The sequence below is a fragment of the Catenulispora acidiphila DSM 44928 genome, from assembly GCF_000024025.1.
Taxonomy (GTDB): domain Bacteria; phylum Actinomycetota; class Actinomycetes; order Streptomycetales; family Catenulisporaceae; genus Catenulispora; species Catenulispora acidiphila.
The window spans coordinates 3,477,635-3,497,806 of the sequence record NC_013131.1 but is presented as its reverse complement, the minus strand read 5'-3'; the positions used below and the strand labels follow the sequence as shown (position 1 = coordinate 3,497,806).

At 66.0% G+C, this 20,172-nt stretch carries 7 protein-coding genes; 4 read left to right on the top strand and 3 right to left on the bottom strand.

What is annotated here, in order from left to right; translation table 11 throughout:
• The first annotated feature begins 35 nt into the window (after positions 1-35).
• Positions 36-1,352: a glycoside hydrolase family 3 N-terminal domain-containing protein gene (locus tag CACI_RS15745; protein ID WP_012787368.1), complete on the top strand. Its 1,317-nt coding sequence runs from the start codon at positions 36-38 to the stop codon at positions 1,350-1,352.
• Between the two features lie 225 nt (positions 1,353-1,577).
• Here CACI_RS15745 and CACI_RS49825 read toward each other — a convergent pair whose 3' ends face one another.
• Together CACI_RS49825 and CACI_RS15740 are read right to left on the bottom strand one after the other, a co-directional pair.
• Entirely contained in the window at positions 1,578-1,952 is a 375-nt protein-coding gene (locus tag CACI_RS49825; protein ID WP_143765262.1) for a hypothetical protein, read from the bottom strand.
• A complete protein-coding gene (locus CACI_RS15740; protein ID WP_012787367.1) occupies positions 1,952-9,580 on the bottom strand; it encodes an RHS repeat-associated core domain-containing protein in 7,629 nt (2,542 codons plus the stop codon). The genes CACI_RS49825 and CACI_RS15740 overlap by 1 nt, the downstream gene beginning before the upstream one ends.
• A gap of 428 nt (positions 9,581-10,008) precedes the next feature.
• Between CACI_RS15740 and CACI_RS15735 the strand changes: the two genes are divergently transcribed.
• On the top strand, positions 10,009-16,104 hold the full coding sequence (locus CACI_RS15735) for a carbohydrate binding domain-containing protein (protein ID WP_012787366.1): 6,096 nt from the start codon (positions 10,009-10,011) through the stop codon (positions 16,102-16,104).
• A gap of 563 nt (positions 16,105-16,667) precedes the next feature.
• Here CACI_RS15735 and CACI_RS15730 read toward each other — a convergent pair.
• A complete protein-coding gene (locus tag CACI_RS15730) occupies positions 16,668-16,883 on the bottom strand; it encodes a hypothetical protein (protein ID WP_143765261.1) in 216 nt (71 codons plus the stop codon).
• A gap of 33 nt (positions 16,884-16,916) precedes the next feature.
• Between CACI_RS15730 and CACI_RS15725 the strand changes: the two genes are divergently transcribed.
• Together CACI_RS15725 and CACI_RS15720 are read left to right on the top strand one after the other, a co-directional pair.
• Entirely contained in the window at positions 16,917-18,095 is a 1,179-nt protein-coding gene (locus CACI_RS15725) for a Shedu immune nuclease family protein (protein WP_012787364.1), read from the top strand.
• Between the two features lie 314 nt (positions 18,096-18,409).
• Positions 18,410-20,149 carry an outer membrane protein assembly factor BamB family protein gene (locus CACI_RS15720; RefSeq protein ID WP_083795724.1) on the top strand — a complete coding sequence of 580 codons (1,740 nt, stop codon included), beginning with the start codon at positions 18,410-18,412 and terminating at the stop codon, positions 20,147-20,149.
• The last annotated feature ends 23 nt before the right edge of the window (positions 20,150-20,172 follow it).

Here is a 20,172-nt window from a genome sequence, read left to right as displayed (position 1 = left end):
GGCATCTGGCGCCGGCATTCGCCAGGGTGGAGACCATGGCTGATGCTGGGATGCGGAGCGGACGGGGCAAGAAGACCGGCGGCGTGGCGGCGGTGACGCTGGTCGCGGCGGTGGGGTTGCTGAGCGGGGCGTGCTCCAGCGGCGCGTCGAAGCCGGCGGCGCAGGGGAGTTCGAGCTCGTCGTCCACGACGACTTCGTCGACACCGACGACGACGTCTTCGTCCTCGACACCGACGACTACTTCGTCGTCGAGCTCCTCGTCGTCCTCGGCGCCGTCTTCGTCGTCGAGCTCGACGACCCCGAAGCCGCCGACGACTCCGTCCAGCTCGCCCGCGGCGCCCGGGAACCTGACGCTGCAGCAGGAGGCCGGGCAGCGGGTCATCTACTCCTACCAGGGCCTGACCCCGCCGCAGCATCTGCTGACCCTGATCCGGCAGGGCGACGTCGGCGGCGTCATCTTCTTCGGCGGCAACATCTCCAGCCAGTCGCAGATCGCCGGCGTCATCACCGAGCTGCGCCAGGCGCAGGCGGCCAGCCCGGTCCACCTGCCGCTGCTGCTGATGACCGACCAGGAGGGCGGCATCGTCAAGCGCCTGCCCGGACCGCCGTACGACTCGGCGAAGCAGGTCGGCCAGAGCTCGAACCCCCCCGGCGCGGCAACCGCCCAAGGCACCGCAGCCGGACAGAACATGGCGGGCGTCGGCATGAACCTGAACCTCGCGCCGGTCCTGGACGTCTACCGCACCCCAGGCAACTTCCTCGACGCCGCCCAGCGCTCCTTCAGCCAGAACCCGAACACAGTCTCGCAGCTGGGCTCGAACTTCATCGTGGCCCAGCAGAACACCGGCGTAGCCGCCACCGCCAAGCACTTCCCCGGCCTCGGCTCCGCACCCAACGGCGCCAACACCGACGAGCACCCGGTGACCCTCACCGTGTCCCTGAGCAACCTGCGCAGCATCGACGAACTGCCCTACGCCGCAGCAGTGCAGAACGGCCTGAAACTGGTGATGATGTCCTGGGCGATCTACCCGGCCCTAGACGCCAACCGCCCGGCAGGCATGTCCTCCACAATCGTCCAGCAGGAACTACGCGACCGCGTCGGCTTCAAGGGCGTGACCATCACCGACGCGCTGGAAGCCGGCGCGCTGCAGGCGTACGGCACCGCGGGCAACCGCGCCCTGTCGGCAGCGGAGGCAGGCATGGACCTCCTGCTGTGCTCCTCCGGCGACCCGGCGCAGGGCGACGCCGCGGCAGCAGCACTCGTGGCCGCCGTGAACAACGGGAAGCTGAGCCGGAGCGGGTTCGACGCGGCGGTGGGGCGGGTCGACGCGCTGCGGGGTGGGTTGAAGTAGGAAGAAGCTGTACCGGACGCACCAATCTGCGCGAGGCCGACGGTTTTACAAAGTGAGGGAAGACACTCCGCGCGAACATACAGTGACCGGATTTAAGCCAACCCTCTCAACATCTGACACTCTGGCCGGCCAAGCCCGGACCGACTCTCGTTTCTTGTTGATCAGTATCACCGGCTAACCGAGAACTCGACGGCGCGCCGTTGCAGCCGACAACCGCAGAGCCGACTAGGCATCGGTCGCCCTAACAATGACAGCAACTTTACGCTGGATCGACCTCAGTATCGCAATCGTATATTCATCCGCATAGCCGGTAGTGGTCGACCATTCAACACCGGAACCAGCGAGGTCGCTGACAAAAGCAATCTCCACAGCCAGTAGTATACGTGTCCAGTCATCCGCGTCAATCACTGTATTGTCGTTCAGATTCCGCCGAAGCCGACGACCTTCTTCGATGAGGTTGCGATAACTTTGAAATCCCATGGCAACGGCAAACTCGTCAGTGCATCGGGCCGGGCCACTCCATTCCAGCAGGCCACGGTCGAGCAATTCGACCTCTGCCGTCGCGATCAGATCAAGCGGTCGCACTTCTCTGACTGCCACTAACTCAAACCCTTCCAATATTCGTCGAAGTCATCCGGCGTAAATATTGTTCCCTTATCGTCGGTGTTCGGATCGTACAAGACGACCGAGATACCGTCCGAGAAGGCAATTCTGCCCTTACTCAACGGCTTCGTCATAGCCGCGTTGTCGAGGACCGATTCAGTATGACTCGCAAGATCGTCGACTGTCATTCCAGGGAAGTCACCCGCGTGCTTTCCCCCGGCGTGACCGTTCGCGATGCTCTGTGCCACCTCTGCAGCAGTTGGCTCCTTTTCATCTTGTTCATCCGAGCGCTGCGCGTATGCCTCATCAACATCGGCAGAACTTGGACCGTCCGGGTACACTGGGTCCCCGCCGGTTCCGTCACAGACACAATTCGACTCATGGCCGTCAAGCCAGCCTCCGCAGTTGTGCACCAGCACCGGCGTGTCGCCTGCGACCACATAGTACGTGTGCAGCCCGTCGATGGTGAGGTCATACGTCACCATCGATGAGACGTAGTCGCGGACCGTAAGCACCGTGACGGCGCCAGCATCATCGGTCTGAAGGTGATCGCCTGGCTTGAGTTGGGAGGCGATTGTGAACTTCCCGGTCGTCGCGTCCCAGTACGGGTGGTTCTGGGTGCCGGTGATGGTTCGGGGACCAGTGGGGGTGCTGACGGTCAGGTCGGTGAAGTCCGTGTCGGTCAGTGTCTTGTGGATTTCGTCGACGCGGTGCTTTTCGTTCGGGCCGTCGGGCTGGGCGTTCTTGATCTCGTCGCCCACGGCGACGTCCTGAATGGCCTTGTCGGTGCCGTCGGCCATCAGCACTTCGGTATCGGCGGCGAACGAGTGGCAGAACTGCTGAGTCATCGCGGAGGCCAGATTCATGGCGAGGCCGCCGGCCCGGACCCCCAGCTCGAGCGCACCAGAGCCCAGTTCGCCGTGCGTCAGTGACGTGTAGTCGCTCACGGTGCCGTCGCCGGACATTTCGAGCACGTGCTCCTCCGGGCCTATGCCGACGACGTCGATGCCTTGGATCGGAGTGGCCTTGCGGTTGGTCGGGGTCGTGTCGTCGAGGTTTCCGATGGCCGTGGTCAGGCCGTTGAACGTGCAATCGTTGATGCGGGAGCAGCCGGCGTTCCATGCGGCCGCTTCCTGGGATCTCGCGTCCTTGTAGCTTCCGTGGCTGTACGTCCACTCCATGCCTTTGGCGTAGGCCTCGTACAGATGGAGGAAGCTCTTGCTGTTCGCGCTCACGGAGACGTGTGGTGAGATCGAGAGCATCTGCTGGCCGTTGACGACCGGGGTGGTGCCTCCGTCGCCGTAGATGGCTGCCTTCATTTGCAGCCCGGTGGGGTCGCTTCCGTCGACCGGGTCGTTTCCGGCGTAGGCGTAGCCGCCGATGGTCTGTGGCGAGTCCTCCTGGAGAAGGGGGTCCGCGGAGATGAAGCGGCCGGTCGACGGGTCGTACTTGCGTGCTCCGATGTCGACGAGGCCGGTGGAGGCATCCGTGCTGGCGCCGAGGAAGGTGTGGTCGTCCGGGAAGCTCAGACCCCAGCTGTTGGTGGTGTTCGCCGTACCGCGAGGGGTGTTGAACGGTGTGTAGGCGCGCCGGGCGATGACGCTCTTGTCCGGTGTCGCGGGCGATCCGGGGGTGCCGGTGCCGGCGGCGATGGCGGTGGTCGCAGTGCCCTGCTGGTTGCCGGCCTCGTAGCTGATGACCGGTGCGCTGCCGCCGGATTCCACGATGGTCGGGGCGCCAGGGTAGCTGAAGTACCGCTGGCCCGTCACGACGCCGCTGGTGTCCATGTGCAGCTCGGTGCCGCTCAGGTACAGCGTCGCGCCGGTGGCGTCACGGCGGATCAGCTGGGTGCCGTCGGCGTCGTAGGTGTAGGAGGCGCTGTCGCCTGCGGTGTCCGTGTCCGTGGACAGGTGGCCTTCGGCGTCGAAGGCCAGGGACTGGTTCTTGGTCGGCTGGTTGCTGATTGCATGCGTCTTCAGGTTGCCGCTGTTGTCATACGTGTAGGTGTCGCTGATGCTGGGACTGGTGCCCGTTGTGTGGGTCACCTGGCTCAGAGTGTGGGGTCCGCTGCCGGGAGCGCGGGTACCCGCTGCGGGGTAGGTGTAGGTATTGGTGGTGTCCTGGCTGGGGTCGGTACCGAGGCTGTAGTCGGTCTCCGATTTGCGGTCACCGACCGCGTCGATGCTGTAGGTCTGCCAGTACGCCGCCGGGGAAGCGCCCGCGCCTGTGAGTTGGGCGCTGGCCGCCGCGCGGTTGCTCGTGGAGGGCTGGGGATCGACGCAGCTGCCGAACGCGCCATCCGGCGGCTGCGCGGCGAAGGTGTCCTGGACGCCGTTCACTGTGCCGAAGACGGTGCCGTTGGCGATCTTGTTGTCAGTCCATGCCGCAGACAGCCGGCCCGCGTAGTCGTACGCGTAGCACTGAACATCCTGGGCAGCGCTGGCCGAGACCAAGCCCGTGGAGCTGTTGTAGCTGGTCGCGTTGCCCTGGAGGTCGGTCTCCGAGGTGATCTGCCCCGCCGTGTTGTACGTGTAGGCGGTGGTGTCGATCGGCCGGTTCCAGGCCAGAGCGCTGACTGTGTAGTTGCCGACGCGGCGCGTCGCCTGGTCGTAGACGGTGTCGGCGGCGACCTGGTTCGGATAGTCGCCGAGCAGCCGGCGCTGGACTTCGCCGTACTCCGTGTACGAGGAGTCCGTGAGCAGGTCGGCGAAGTAGTCGCCGGTACTGGTCAGCAATCCGTTGTCGTTGTATCCGTTCGTGACGACGTCAGGCTGCAGGTCGTCGCCGGTCGGCAGGGTCGGCAGGGTCGTCTGGTACAGCTGGCCGGTGATCGGGGTGTACGTGAGGCCCGTGGTGTATGTACCCGCCAAGGTGTTATTGCCGTCCCCGGACGGAATGGTGACCGACTGCCCTGTGGGGCGGTAGCCCGCGTCGTACCCCGCGACCGCGTTGACGTACGGCTGACCGGCACCCGTGGTGAACCGCTTGCTGTCGGTGGGCTGACCCTTTGCCAGACTGTCGAAATCCCACTGTGCAAGTTGCGTCCCCGAGGTCGAAGTTCCCGAGTACTCGGCTGTCTTACGGTTCAGCGCGTCGTAGGAGTAGTGCAACGCCTTTCCGCGACCGTCCTGGACCTGGACAAGATTGCCTACCGCGTCGTAGCCGCTGGCGTAGGGGTTCGCACCGTTGGCCGGCGTGCCGTAGGTCGTGACCCCGGTGTCGGGGTCATCGGCGGTCGTCTTCTGGCCTTGCAGGTTGAAGGTGTAGGTCCAGGTATTGCCGAGCGCGTCCTTGACCTGGGTCTGGTTCCCAGCTGCGTCATAGGAGTAGCTCGTGACGTCGGCGGCCGAGGCGGTACCAAACGGGAAGGCGGCCGGGTCCAGGCCCTTGTACGTGTACAGCGCTGTGGTGTTCCCGCGCGCATCGGTGAGCGTGGACGCCTTGGTTCCAGACGTCGGCTGGTTGTCCGGCCCGGTTATCGGCACCGCGCCCGCGATCGGCGGTGTGACGTCGGTCCGGTCGGCGCCGGGATAGGACGTGACCGAATGCGTGACGGCGTTGGCTGCCGAGTACGTCGTTACCACTGTCGGTCGGCTCATGCCGTCATAGAGCGTGGTGGTGGCTCGCAACGGATGGGAACCCGACACTGCCGCCCAAGGCTTTCCCGAGGGAGCGTTCGCCGAGTCGTATTCCGGACCTGTGACGCTGGCCGCGTGCCCGAGCGAGTCGTACGTGGTCGCTGTGACGACCCGCCCCGAGACGTCGTTGACCGGGCTCGACTGTGTCTGGATGGTGCGGCCGAGGGAGTCCTCCAGGGTGAAACCCGCCGTGTAGGTACCGTCAGAGCGCAACTTGTCGGTCTCGGTGACGGACGGCGTCGCGGTGTTGACGGTGTATTTGAAGACGGAGTTCGCTGGCGGCGTGTTGGTAGGCGTGTACGGATTGTCGATGTTCCATTCCGCGGTCAAGCGCCCCAAGCTGTCGTACGTCTCGTGCACCGTCTTGCCGTTGGCGTCGGTCGTGTCCGTGGGCACAGACCGTGTGGGGTCGATCAGCGTGGTACTTGTCCAACCCATGGGATTGGTCCCCACGGTCTTGTTCGGCAGTTCCCCAGCTGCGGCCGAGTAATAGTCGGTCTTGGCCGCTCGGTTCAGCGCATCGCGGCTCAGGATGACTCGGCCGTAGCCGTCATAGCCGCTGCTGGACTTGGTCACGAACACAGGAGTCGAACCGCTGAAGGAATCCAAGACCTTCGCCACAGTGATATCGCCCGTCGACACCGTGGTGGGGTTCGCGCCTGCGTCATTGTCGTAGAAGCTCTGAGTGCCAGACACAGCGGTCGCCGCCGTCGTCGAAGCGACGTTGTTGGAGGAATCCCAACACGGGGTGGCAGCTCTGAACGTCATGATCTGATCGGTGTAGCCCGTTATCCAGGGTTTCGCCGAATCCGTGGCATAGCTGGGTACCGTACACAGCGACGGTGTCGTGTCCGGCTGCGCGGGAGTCTGGCTGTACACCGGGCTCTTGGCCCATGAGGCGATCGTCCGGCCACCGTGGGCGAGGTTGGGATCGTAGAGGTTGTCGGTTTCCACAGTGCGGGTGCCCTTGGGCACCGTCCCGTACGCGGCCGTCGGTGTCGTCGTGAGCGCGGCCGCGGTACCGATCTGACGCGCACGCAATGCCGGAAGCGGACTCACTCGCGCGTGCGCCGCCACAGGCGCTGAGAGATAGGGACGGGAAACGGTGTCGTTCCACACGCTGCCGTTGGCCGCTGTGAAGGTCTGAGTCTCCAGCGCTTCGCCGTTGAAGATCACGTCGTCGGTCGTCGATCCGCCCTGGGAGTCCCTGACGCTCACGCGTGGGCACTCGGCCTGCGTGATACCCGCTGCGGTGTTCGGACAGTCAACGCCCGCGGCCACGGCCTTGATATCCGGGTCCCAGTCCATACCGCGCAAATACGTGGTCGTCGTCTGGCCGGCCGGTGTGTCGCTGCCGTCGCCTTGCGTCGTGGTGACGGAGGCGAAACCGCGGTACTGGTCGTAAGTACGGGCCTTGGGATCGGTCACCAACTCCGAGTCATTGGAGTGCCACGCCGCGCCCGTCGTGGTGTCGTAGGTGTACGACGTGGCCAGAGACGCACCGGTGCCCGAGTCGTCCTTGGTCGTGATCCCGGTGACGACATATTTGTGGAACCAGTCGGTGATCGGAGAAGGCTCGCCCGGCGGGGTCCAGTACTCCGGGTAACAGAGCTTGGTGTTGTGCCAGTCGGCAGGCCCGCTCGGCGGAGCAGTACAGCCGAGCGCGAAGGCCGAGGGCACGTCGTAGGTGATCGTGGTCTGGGCACCGAGCTCATCGGTGATGGTGACCAGGCGGGCACGGTCGATCGGGGTCAAGCCCAGGTTCGTCCCACCGCTGCCGGTAACGCCCGGCACGCGGTTCGCCATCTGCGCACCCGAGCCTGCGAAGGTCACGTCCGGCACGGACAGCGATCCGGCGCCGGAGGCCGGCAGACAGATCTGGTGGGTGTCGACGTTGCCCGCGGCGCAATGACGGATCGCCGCCAGCCACAAAGGCGGCCGGTTGAACGAGTTGTTCTGGTCACCGGCCAGGTTGAACTGGTCGAACAGGTTGTACTGGTCGACCGAGTGCCAAGCGTTGTTCTCCCGGACCTCGGTGACGATGGTGGCCAGCCGCATCGTCGACCAGAACGTCGGGGAGTTCTGCGCCGCTTCGATGCAGGTGGCATTGGTGGTCGGGCAGTACAGGTCATACGGCGTGTCCTGGAATCCGGGCAGATTCGCGCTGGTGATCGGTGCGCTCTGGCATCCCGCGCTGCCCCCGGAGGAAGCTCCGTACCCGCCGTCCAACGCGGGGTCGACGCAACGCTGCACACTGCCGAAATAGACCTTGGCACCGGGTTGCCGGCCCGCGATGGCGTCGGAAAGCTGCCATCCGTAGTCGATCTCCTTCGGCGTACCACCCCGGACGTACGTCGCGGCGGTCTGCGCGGTGCCACGCCCGTACGCGTTGAGATCGGCGTTGTAGAAGACCTGTTGAACATTGCCGTGCGGGTCGACGACGAAGTCGAGGTTCCAGCGCCAGGCAGTTTCGCAGTTCGCCGCGGTCGCCTTCGTCGGGTCCTTGCACACGCTATTGGCGGCCGGGTTGTTGAAGACCGGCTCGAACCAGGTCGAGTTGGTGGCCCCGAACGGCTTCACCGCCACGCCGTTGTTCAGCTCCGCGGGCACAGTATCGGCACCGAAATAAGCGGTGGTGCCGTCGGGCATCCGCATCCGGAACATCTCCGACGTGGCGGTTGTCGTCGCGGTGTTCGGTAGCAGGTCGATCTGGGTGCCGTCGTCCTGCTGCAGCTTGAAGTGGGTGTTCGTGGTGTCGCCATCGTCGTGGACCAGTTGTCCGCCGTGCGAGCCGTACGACAGGGTCAGGGCCGGCACGGGATTGCCGTTCGCGTCCAGCGCGAAGCAGTTGTCGGTCGAGGTCGACCACGAGGTCGGCTTGGCCTTCGAACAGGGCACGTAGGAGCGTTCGACGTAACCGGGGCTGTAGTCCCAGCCGTCGCCGATCCAGGACGACTGCCCGTTCTCCACGGTCGAGTGGCCGTCCACCGCTCCCGAGTCGTAGGACAAGGCCACAGTCGGCGCGGCACCGCCGATGGCCGGCGGCACAGAGATCGGGTAGCTGTAGGTGAAGTTCCCGGTGTTGCTCGACTCGGACCACGAGTTCGACGCCGACAGCGAGGTGGCGTTGTAGGACCCGGCAGATCCGCTCCCGGTGGCGGTGGCCGCGAGGACCAGCGTGCCGCCGGGCGCTGCCGACTTCCCGTCGGACTTCGTGCTCACGCTGGGATGGGTTCCACCGGGGATCGTCACCGATGCGGTCAACCGCTGGTGGGTGGCGTCATTGGCGAAGCGGAGCGGGGTCTCCTTCTGGCATGCGGCGACCTTCGGCGTGGTCAGCGCGCACGGCGGCAGAGCAACGAGATCCAGCCGGGACGCATAGTCGCCGCCGTAAGCCTGACCGAAGGAGCTGTAGTCCAAGGCGACGGCGGCGTCGGCTGCGCCCGTCTTCCCGTCTGTCCGGGAAACGGAGACGATCTCGCCGGAGACACCTGCGGCCACAGCGGTCGCATGATCGGTGACGGTCACGTGCACCGTGGTCGGGATGCTCGCCGCGGTTCCCGCCTTGACCCGGGACGGAAGCTGGTCCGACGAGGCAAGGTTCTGACTGTCGGCCGGGTCTGCGGCAACGGCGACAGGAACGCCCGCAGCGCTCGCATAGGGCACGTTCGAAACAGTATCCGCAGATGCCGAGGTGCGGGCTCCCGAGGCGGTCGGAGCCGTCAACGTGAGATCCGCCTGAGCCGCGGCGGGGAAGGTCGTCTGAGAAGGGATCGAGCCCTTGGCAGGCGGCGGAGCCGGAGGGTTCTTGCCGTGCCAGGGACCGGTCTTGATCGGGGTGTCGGTCACCACCGACTTGCCGTTGTACTTGGCGGTCTTGGTTTTGCCCGCGGCCTGAGCCTGATCCGCGCTGTGCGGCAGCCCCGACACGACGCCGATCGTCAACGCCGTCACGACGGCGGCCGCCATGAGGCGTCTGCGACGCATCACGCGAGCCTTCGTCACAGACCTCTGCTGTGTTGCCACTGCCCCCACCCCTGTCAAGCAGCCCAGCGGACACGAAATCCGGTGTCGGAATTCCGCGACGACGAGCACCACCGATGCCGATAACTCAGAAACGCACGGAACGGTACTCGATCACTGAGATCTGGCGCAATAGCCGATCCCCGCTGTCACTTTCCGTAATTGCCGAACCGGGGTCGGGAGGCCTTACCCGAACGGGACGACCGAAAGTGATCCCCCTCGCGGCGGGCCGGTAAACCGCAGGCCAAGGTGGTCGAGTCAGGACACGGCCGACAAACCATACGGTCGCGAATATCCACCCTTTGCCATTGAGTCGCAATCTTGTGCCGCCGCCGCCACCACGCTACTTTCTGACTCCGTCTGCCGTTTGGGCGAACACCGGGGAGGGATTCGTGCGGGAGCACCGAAACAGTCGTATTCGACGACTGAGAAATGCAATTGTCCTGGTTGCGGCGCCGGCGCTCGCGATCACCGCGGCTCCGATCGCGGCGGCTGGCGCCGCCGCTGCTGCGAGGTCGGACCAGCCCGCCGCGGCGGCTCCCGCCGCCGTCCAGGGCCCGAGCGCCGCTGCTGCCGCCAAACCGGCGCCGGCCGCTCCCGACCCGCAGGCCGCCTTGCGCAAGGCGATGGCGGTCGCCCACGCCAAAGCGGAGCAGACCAAGAAACAGGTCGTCGTCGAGGCCGCGAACACCGCGCACGACACGATGTACGCCAACCCGGACGGCTCCTTCAACCTCACCCAGGACACAGACGCCGTCCGTACCGATGTCACCGGTTCGTGGGGGCCGATCGACACGACCCTGGTCCGGGCCGCGGACGGCTCGGTGCACGCCAAGGCCGCGGTCCTGGGGATCACGTTCTCCGGCGGCGGCACCGGCGCGCTGGCCCGGCTGGACGACGGCGGCCACAGGGCCACGCTGACCTGGCCCGCCGCACTCCCCAAACCCGTTCTGTCCGGCAGTTCCGCCCTGTACCCGAACGTCTATCCGGACACAGACCTGCGTGTCACGGCAGACGCTGAAGGCATCCGCGAAGTCCTCATCGTCAAGACCGCGGCGGCAGCCGCCAATCCAGCTCTGTCCTCGATCGCCCTGGGCACGACGACCAGCCCGGACCTCAAACTCGGCACGAACGTCAACGGCGCGATCGTCGCCACCGACGCCGCCGGCACGGCCGTGTTCGGCACCGGCACGGCGTTGATGTGGGATTCGAGCACCAGCACCACGACTGCCCTCGCCCGATCTGCGGCACCGGCTCAACAAAGCGCTGACGGCCCCACCGCGAGCAGCGCGGACGGTCCCGGCAGCGCAGCGCAGACAGCCACGATGCCCGAGTCGCTGACGGGGTCGACCATCAAGGTGCAGCCCGTCAAGGATCTTCTGACAGGCAAGAACACCAAGTTCCCGGTCTACATCGACCCCACCGCGTACGCGCCATTGCAGAACTGGGCTGAGATCCACTCGGGTAATCCGGGTACCAGCTACTTCGACGCGGAGGGCGGATCTCAGACAGAGGTGATGCGCGCCGGATGGTACGGCGCCTCCGGCATCGTCCGCTCGATGTTCGAGTACAACGTCGACACTTCGCTCATCCCGGCCGGCGTCGATCCCTCGACGATGAGCGCGCAGTTCACTGTGACCAGCCAATACTGCTCTGGCAATCCGCACTTGATGGACGTGGTCGCCATCGACCGGTTCTTCCCCGGCGTCACATGGCAAACAGCTCTGCATGATGCCAACGGCAACCCTTTGGGCGCCAACGCCTACGCCGGCTACACCTCGCCGTGGAACGGGCAGGACGACACCGTGATCAGCGGCGGCAACGGGGTGTACCCGGTCGACTCACACGGTGCGACGCAGTGTTCCGGTCTGGGCGGTATCGGCTACAAGCTCCAGTTCAACGACAGCAACCAGGTCCAGAACGTGTACGAGCACGGCGGCGCCACCGTCGACGTCGGCCTGAAGTTCCATGATGAGAGGGACCAGACCGGTCTGTGGGCCTTCTTCCGCCACGACTGGGAGGACGGCTCCCCCGAGTACGACCCTCAGAACCCCGGCAGCGCCCAGTTGAGCATCACCTTCTGGGAGTCGCCACGGGTGGTCGGTACCTCGATCACTCCGACCCCGACGGCCGGCGGTCCGTGCGACACGACCGGCAACGCCCACGGCTACGTTCGGAAGTCCATCGGAAACACGATCACGGTCAACACCGAGATCGAGGACATCGATCCCAGCATTCCTCTGCAACCGCTGTTCTTCCTCAACGATATGACCAATTTCGCGAACGGAACCGGGAGCATCATAGGACCCGCGGTGAACAGCGCGGACAAGGACCATCCCGGCTCCGACGGTTGGTACCACGCCACCCAGAGCGCGACATACAGCCAGCAAACCGCCGCGCTCCACCAAGACCCCAGCCTGATGCTGAACGACGGCGATACCTACACCGCCGGCCTCGGCGCCATCGAAGACCTCAGCCACCCACGCTCCTCCAACTCCGAGCCGGGTCTGAACAACTCGAACGACGAGTGCTTCTTCACCTCGGCCCTCACGTCGCCCGACAAGCCCGAAATCTCCTCGACGGCCTTTCCGATCATCGGGCAGCCTGCGGTCTCCGTCGCCGGCGCCGGCGGCAGCTTCACCATCTCGGGCAAGACCAGCGGAGTCCCCATCGACCACTACGACTGGGCCCTGAACACCTCCGCCTCGATGGTGGGCAACGCGAACAACGGCGGTGGCACGGTGACCGGGGTCGGATACACCTCCGGAACCAGCACCCTCACTCTGCCCGTCGGCCGCACCACCTTCGGTGAGAACACCCTGTGGATCCGAGCAGTAGACGTCGCAGGCAACTACTCATCCGTGTCGCAGTACGACTTCTACCTACCAGGCAACCCCAAGGCCACGACCACACTCGGCGACGTCACTGGACGCGGCGTACCCGACCTGGTCCTGGTGACACCCGACGCCAACGGGAACGCCCACCTGGTCGTCCAACCCGGGAACTCCGACCCCGCGATTCCGCCCACGTCACTGCCGGCCGGCCTTCAACAGGCGGCCATCGAGGCCGCTCCGGCGTCGGCCGCACCCGACGGCCATGACTGGAGCAACACTCTGATCAGCCACCGCGGAGCCGCGCGCGGCGTCCCGGTGGACGATCTGTATGCGTACTCTCTCACGACACACGCGCTGTACTACTACTTGAACTCCGCCGTGTTCGGCGCCGCTGTGCCGAGCGATCAGTTCTCCCGCTCCCACCAGGTCGTCGTCACCCGGCCAACCTGCGATCCCGCAGTCGACAGCAGGAACAAGTGCGCGAGCTATGACAACGCCGACTGGTCGAAGGTCAAACAAATCCTGGCCTTCGGCTCGGTCACCGGCCAGAAGGCGGGCACCTTCGCCGGCCGCACCAACCTCATCACCGTTGAGGACGACGGCAACGGCGGGACCAACTTGTGGCTGTTCCAACCGGCTGGTGGCGACCAGGTCACCACTCCCAAGCTGATCGGCTCCTCCAACTTGACCGGCGGCTATTCCGCACTGCCCGGCTGGAACTGGGCCAACGTCGACCTGATAGCGCCGGGAACCATCCCCGGTGACGCGTCCGGCGGGACCCTGCCCGACCTGTGGGCCCGTGACCGCACCACCGGGACGTTGTGGCAGTTCGACAACAAGACCTCGAACGGCGTCGAAGACCCGACCAGTCTGGGCAACCTGAACGCCGCCCACGCCGTCGGCCGGGTAGGGACCGCCACCACCCAGGGTTCGTACCCGACCAGCAGCTACCTGACGCTGATCGGGGCGGGCAGCCCGACCGTGAGCACCGACGGCCACGGCACCCTGACTGAAGGCGGCCCGGGTGCCTACCCCGCTCTCTGGGGGACCGGTCAGAACGGCAAGCTCACCCTGCTGCCGGGTTCTGCCGGCGGTCCGATCACCACCTCCGACGGACCGGCGACGGCCACTTTGGCCGACGGCGCCTCCCGCAACGCGTGGACCCCCGTCAAGCAGGTCACGACCCTCGACGGCCACGACCCGACGACCTCGACCGGCCCGATCCAGATCGGCTGGACCCAGGGCACGAACAACGGCGGCGGCCCGCTGTGCCTGGACCTGCCCGGCGGCAACGCCGCGAACGGCTCACCGCTCCAGCAATACCGGTGTCTGAACAACGCCAACCAGACTTGGACCTTCACTGACGACGGATCCATCCGCTGGACGGCGAACCAGCACAAGTGCCTGACCATCGGCTCGACCTGGGCCAACAACGGCGGCACCGCCAACACGTCCCCGTTGCAGATCAGCGACTGCGTGACCGTGACGAACCCCGCCGATCCCCAGCTCGGCGCCATCAGCAGCCTTCAACGGTTCGAAGTGCGGCAGAGCCCGGGCATCACGGGCTGGTCTCAGCTGTACAACCCGGCATCCGGACGTTGTCTCGACAACGGGGCGACCACCAACTCCGGCACCGACCCGTGGCTGTGGGATTGCGGCAACGGTCTTCAGCAGGCTTGGCTGGTTCCCGAAGCAGCCGGGTCCACCCAGCGGGCCGAAGCCGAGCTGCTCTACAACATCAGTCGGACCGGAACCGGCGGGCTCGGACCCCAGGCGGATTGCTGCGGTGTGAGCTGGTCCGGCGGTGCCCAGGAGATGTTCAACAACACCCTTCCGAGCGCAGTTTTGACGCTGCCGTGGTACGTCCCGTACAAGGGCACCTACCGCGTCGTCCCGACCATGACCTCAGCCACCGACTACGGAAAGGTGACACTCACCGTCGATGCTGGGGCACCGAATCAGCAGACCTTGGCTCGGACGTACGATGCGTACAACCCCGCCGTCGCCGTCAATCCCGTCGACTTCGGCACAATCGACCTGGCCGCCGGCGGTTTGCACACCTTCACCTTCACGCTGAACGGCACGAACGCAGCCAGCACCGGCAACCGGTACAACATCGGCGTCGACACCCTGCAGCTGGTTCCCACCACGTCCACCGCCCCGGTCGCGTCCGAGACCGTGACCCCTGTGTCCAGCGTGGGGCAACCGATCACCATCGACGACTCCGCGACGAACCCCGGAGCAGCCTCGATCACCGCCTACGCCATCGATTTCGGCGACGGCACCAGCGCCACATCGCCGACCCCGAATGTCGCGACCCACGCGTACTCGACGCCAGGCACATACCCAGTCAAGTTGACGGTTACCGACGACAACGGCGCCAGCGCGTCAACCACCAAACAGGTCATCGTCCTCAGCAGTGCGCCGGTCGCCAACGGCGACTTCGAGAGGGGGGATCTGTCTGGCTGGAGCGCGTCCTACAACTCTGCGGTCACTACCGATAGCCCTCACAGCGGTACCTACGCCGGGCAGATCAACGCGCCTGCCGGGGGCAACGGGTCCGTCGAGCAAGTTGTCAGTGGGCTGAAGCCGAACACCTCCTACACGCTCACCGGCTGGGTCCGCACCGACGGCGGTGCGACCATCTTGGGCACCAAGGAGTACGACGCCGCCGATGACGACACCGGTGCCACGACCGCAGCCACCGGCTGGACCCAACTCAGCAACCAATTCACGACTGGAGCAACCAACACCAGCGTCGACGTCTACTGCTACCGGCCCACCGCAGGCGCCTCCGCCTGCGACGACTTCACCCTGCTGGCCACCCCCGCGGCAGGCGCCGTGGGCAACCCCGACTTCGAGACCGGGAACCTGGCCGGTTGGAACGAGTCGTACAACGCCGGGGTCACCACCACCAACCCGCACGGCGGCACCTACGCCGGACAGATCAACGCACCCACCGGCGGCAACGGATCCATCGAACAAGTCGTCACCGGCCTGACACCCAACACCTCCTACACCCTCACCGGCTGGATCCGCACCGACGGCGGCGCCACCATCCTGGGTACCAAGGACTACGACGCCGACCCCGGCGACGACACCGGCGCCACCACCACCAACACCGGCTGGACCCAACTCACCAGCCAATTCACCACCGGCACGAACAGCACCAGCGTCGACATCTACTGCTACCGATCCACTGCGGGCACCTCCGCCTGCGACGACTTCGCCTTGACGCAAACCCCGGCAACCGTGGCCAACCCCGACTTCGAAACAGGAACCCTGGACGGCTGGGCCGCCTCCTATAACGCCGACATCACCACCACCAACCCCCGCGCCGGCACCTACGCCGGACAACTCAACGCCGCCACCGGCGACAACGCGTCCATCGAACAGGTCGTCACCGGCCTGACGCCCAACACCGCCTACACCCTCACCGGATGGGTCCGCACCGACGGAAACACCACCTACCTGGGAGCCAAGCAGTACGACACCGCTGGCAGCGTCACCGACGCCAACACCACAGCCACCGGCTGGACCCAACTCACCGACCAGTTCACCACCGACGCCACCGGAACCAGCGTCGACATCTACTGCTACCGAGACACAGCAGGCACCTCAGCCTGCGACGACATCAACCTCACCAAGGACTAGCCGCCGACTGACCAAGCAGCCGCAGAAAGCGGCCTAACCAAGCGAAGGGCGCTCACCACCCAGGTAGCGCCCTTCGCGTATTCGGGCCAAAGGCAGCTCTCTACCGACTTGTCAGCACTGCCGCCGAGGCAATGTTCCCGGCGCTCACCATGGCAGGCGCCGAACGCCTGCGTTCCACTGCTGATCACCGACCACGGTTTCATCAGACCCGACTGAGACCCGCGCCAGGGCGTACGACGGTGCAGTGAATATGCGATCGCGCACAGTTGCTGGACCAGCTGTTAGGCCAGGCCGAGTGCACCGGGCTTCAGCTCACCGGTGAGTTCAGGAGGGGAAATCAGTGCCCACCTCGGCTATGAGAAGCACGACGCAGTTGGCCGGAGCAGCGGAGACCTCCGCACTTGAAGTGCAGGCGAAAAACGGTGCTCGCCGAGGTCGGACCGGCCAGCGTTGACCGACGCAGGACTCGGGCGACCTGCGCAGGGCGATCGTGGTCGGCATGAACAGGGTGAAGATGAGCCGCAGCAAGTTCGATGTCGCGCTCGGGCGGGTTGCAGTAGGGGTTACTGCACATCGGCACTGCTCGCGATCAGGCAAGCCTTAAGCCAGACGGCCAAGTCGGAGTGCAGAAGCACGCCGTGCTTCGCACGCGGCTCACGAACGAAAATCAACTGCTCGCCGTGTTCGTTCTCGAAGTAGGAGACATAGTCGTGATCACCAATACGGCATCCGCTTATCTGGCTGAGTAGCTGACGAAGATCGCCTACTCTAAAGCCCACCTTCAATAGCATAGCCCGTGCCATTCTGGCTCGATGGGCTTCCGTTCCGGCTTCACCCTCGTCCGATTCCTCACGGCGGCGCGCGAGATGACCAGCGAGGACCTGGTCCGTCACCATATCGACGCTGCCCTTGCATACACGAACAGCGATAGGTCGAAGTACCAAAGAGGGCGGCCACTCGTCAACCACATCGAGGCCGCCTCACGAGCAGCTGCGGCCATGGATGACAACGCATTGGCTGAGCGTCTGGCCGGTTGTGCGGAGTACGCAGCAGGCACGATCCACCTGACGCTCCTCGAAACCAGATGGGATCCCGAGGCCAGGGCTTCTCACGAGAAGTACATGCGGCTGAATCTCGAAGTCGGGCTGGTGCGGTGTGCGGAAATCCTCGACGAGTATCTTAAAGACCAGCCCCACGCCAGCGGCCACGAAATGCACCAGTGGCTCGTCCACGTGACAGGAGCCATGGGAGCCTGGACCATCGGCGAAGGCCGACTCCCGCGGGTCAAGCTTCCCCGCTATAGCGCCGAACACCTTGCGTGGTTCCGGGACATTCGGCTCGTTCTGAACGAACAGCCCGATAGCTCGGATCTGACGCCGGAGATCGCCGAGCAACTCGCAAACGTCCCAGGCGCCGAGCTTGTGGCGCGAGCTGTGCAATGGCACAAGCGAAAGGGCGCGCTTGACCGCCTACGCGCCGTGGTAGAGGACCCTGCGAGCAGCGAAAAGGAAATCCACGCCGAACTGAAGCAACAGGCATGGATCTTCGGTGGACGCTATGTCGACGAACTCACCCGCCGCCGGCTCACCACGTTCGATGAACTCGACATCCCGCTGATACGAGGCGACGGCTCCCTCCATGTGGTCGAGTTGAAGAAGGCGAATCAGCGCAAGCTTGTCACGTCCACGCGCTCGCACTGCGCAGTCGGCTCTGTCGTCCACGACGCTGTGATGCAGGCAGCCAACTACCTCCGCTCTCTGGACGAGAACCGGGCCGCGATACTTGCAGACCATGGGATCGAGTGTCGCCGCGCTTCAGCCACGGTGCTCATCGGTCACCCCGCTTTCGTCGAGGAAGCGTTCCGTGCCAACGAGATCTCCGCAGCGCTTCGGACCTACAACACTGTGCTGAACCGGATCGAGGTCATGACCTACGCGGAGCTCATCGACGCGGCCGAGCGCTCCCTCGCTCTCAACGACGCGGAAATGTGACAGGCACGGCGCCACATTCACTGGCGCCTCGGGCGGGATGCCGCTGGCCACCAGGATCGTTGGTCCGCTGCTGCCAGCTTCTGGCGCCGTACACCCGCCGCATCGCCGATGCCGACAAGCGCTGCGGGGTGGGTTGAAGTAAGGGTCGGCGGCGGCCGTCCCGCCTGATAAGGCGGGTGTCGGGTTTCGGAGACGAGCGGGGGATCGATAAAATCCTCTCGGGGGGATCTCGTTGTTCTGTCGCGGGTTGGTCGGCGGCTTGCGCGAGACGGTTCCCGCTTCACCTGGAACGTCTCAAGTAGGGACTGGACAAGATGAGCACACCACCGCGTGACGAGGACAACCGGCCGAGCCCGTTTGCGCCGCCTCCGCAGGACGCTCCGCCGTACGAGACGTCGCCGCGGCCGGCGCCGCCGCCGATGCATTCGCCGTATCGGCCGGATGAGGAGATGCCGGGGCAGGAGCAGCAGCGGCGGCAGGGGTCGAGGTTTCCGGGGCTGCACCATGGTGGGGATCACGGGCAGGCGCGTGCGCAGCCGCAGCAGCAGCCTCGGCCTCCGCAGCAGCAGAGGCCGCAGACGCCGCAGACGCCGCCCTTCGAGCAGCGGTCGTCGCAGGGTGTTCCTTCCGGGTGGGGCGGCAGCGCCGGCGGGTACGAGCAGTACGTCATCCCGCCGCCGCCGCAGTTCTCTTACCGGCCTGAGACACAGCCGGCTCCGCCGATGCCGCTCGCGCCGCCGAAGAAGAGCCGGCGCACGGCGATCATCGGCGCCTCGGCCGCGGCGGTGCTCGTCGCCGGGGCGGTCGTCGTGGGTGTGATCACGTTGGGCGGGAACTCGAAGCAGTCCTCGACCTCCGGTGGTCCGACCGTGCCCATGAGTCAGGACACGCGGACCGTCGACAAGGGCGTCGCCGCGGTGTGGACCGCGCCGGCCGGCGGGGATTCCGCGACGGTCGTCGGCAGCTGGATGGTGGACGACAAGGCGATCGTGCGTGGGGACGCCACCGCGCTGAAGGCGTATGACGCCGAGAGTGGGAAGTCGCTGTGGGCCGCGCCAGCGCCGGGCGGTCCGGGCGCGTCGATCTGCGCGATGAGCCAGGTGGCCGCCGGCAAGATCGGTCTGGTGCAGTCCGGGCCGTCCGGCAATTGCACCACGATCACCGCGATCGACACCGACACCGGCCGCCAGGTGTGGAGCACCCAGCTCTCGGCCGCTCCCGGCGCGGGAGCCGGGACGCAGCCGCTGATGTCCTTCGGCGGCGAGGTGGTGGCGGGGCAGGTCGGCACGTCGGTGACGGCGTGGAACGCCGCCGACGGCAAGCAGCTGTGGACCGAGGACCTGGCCAAGGCGAAGCCGGCGTGCCTGCTGTATCAGCTCGGCGCGAAGAGCTCGGAGGTGGCTGTGGTCGAGAACTGCGGCGCCGGGATGGCGGTGGCCGCGAAGGACCCGCACTCGGGCCGCACGCTGTGGACCACCCCCCTGCCGCGCGAAGGCCTGGACGGCGCGCAGATCACCCTGGTCCAGCCGGCGGACCCGACGATCGTCCACGTCGCCTCCCAGGGCGGCGAGCGCTACTACTCCTTCGACGCCAACGGCAAGCTCCTGTCAGCGGTCCCCGGCACCGGCGACTTCGGCGCCATAGACCTGAACACCGGCCCGCAAGGACAGCAGCACCCCGTGGCCCACGTCCAGGACAGAACCCTGGTGGCACCCACCGCGGACAAGGACACGCACACCTCCCTCGTCGCCGTCGACCTGACCTCGGACAGCGGCCTGTGGCGCGCCCCCGCGACCCCCGCCGGCCCGGTCACCATCGCCGCCCTGACCGCCGACAAGGTGACCGTCTTCGAAAGCGGCACCGCCGACACCCCCGCACACCTCGTAGCCTTCGCGACAAAGGACGGCACCGCCACGTCATCCGGCCTCACCGACCCGCTCAGCAAGGACTGGAGCGGTCCAACAGCCGCGGCTTACGTCGCGGGCAACCGGCTGATCGTGCTGCCGGCCGCGCCTGAGAAGGGCGCGGATGTGGTGGCTTTCGCGCTGCGGTAGGGCTCGCAGTGCGAGGGGCGGTG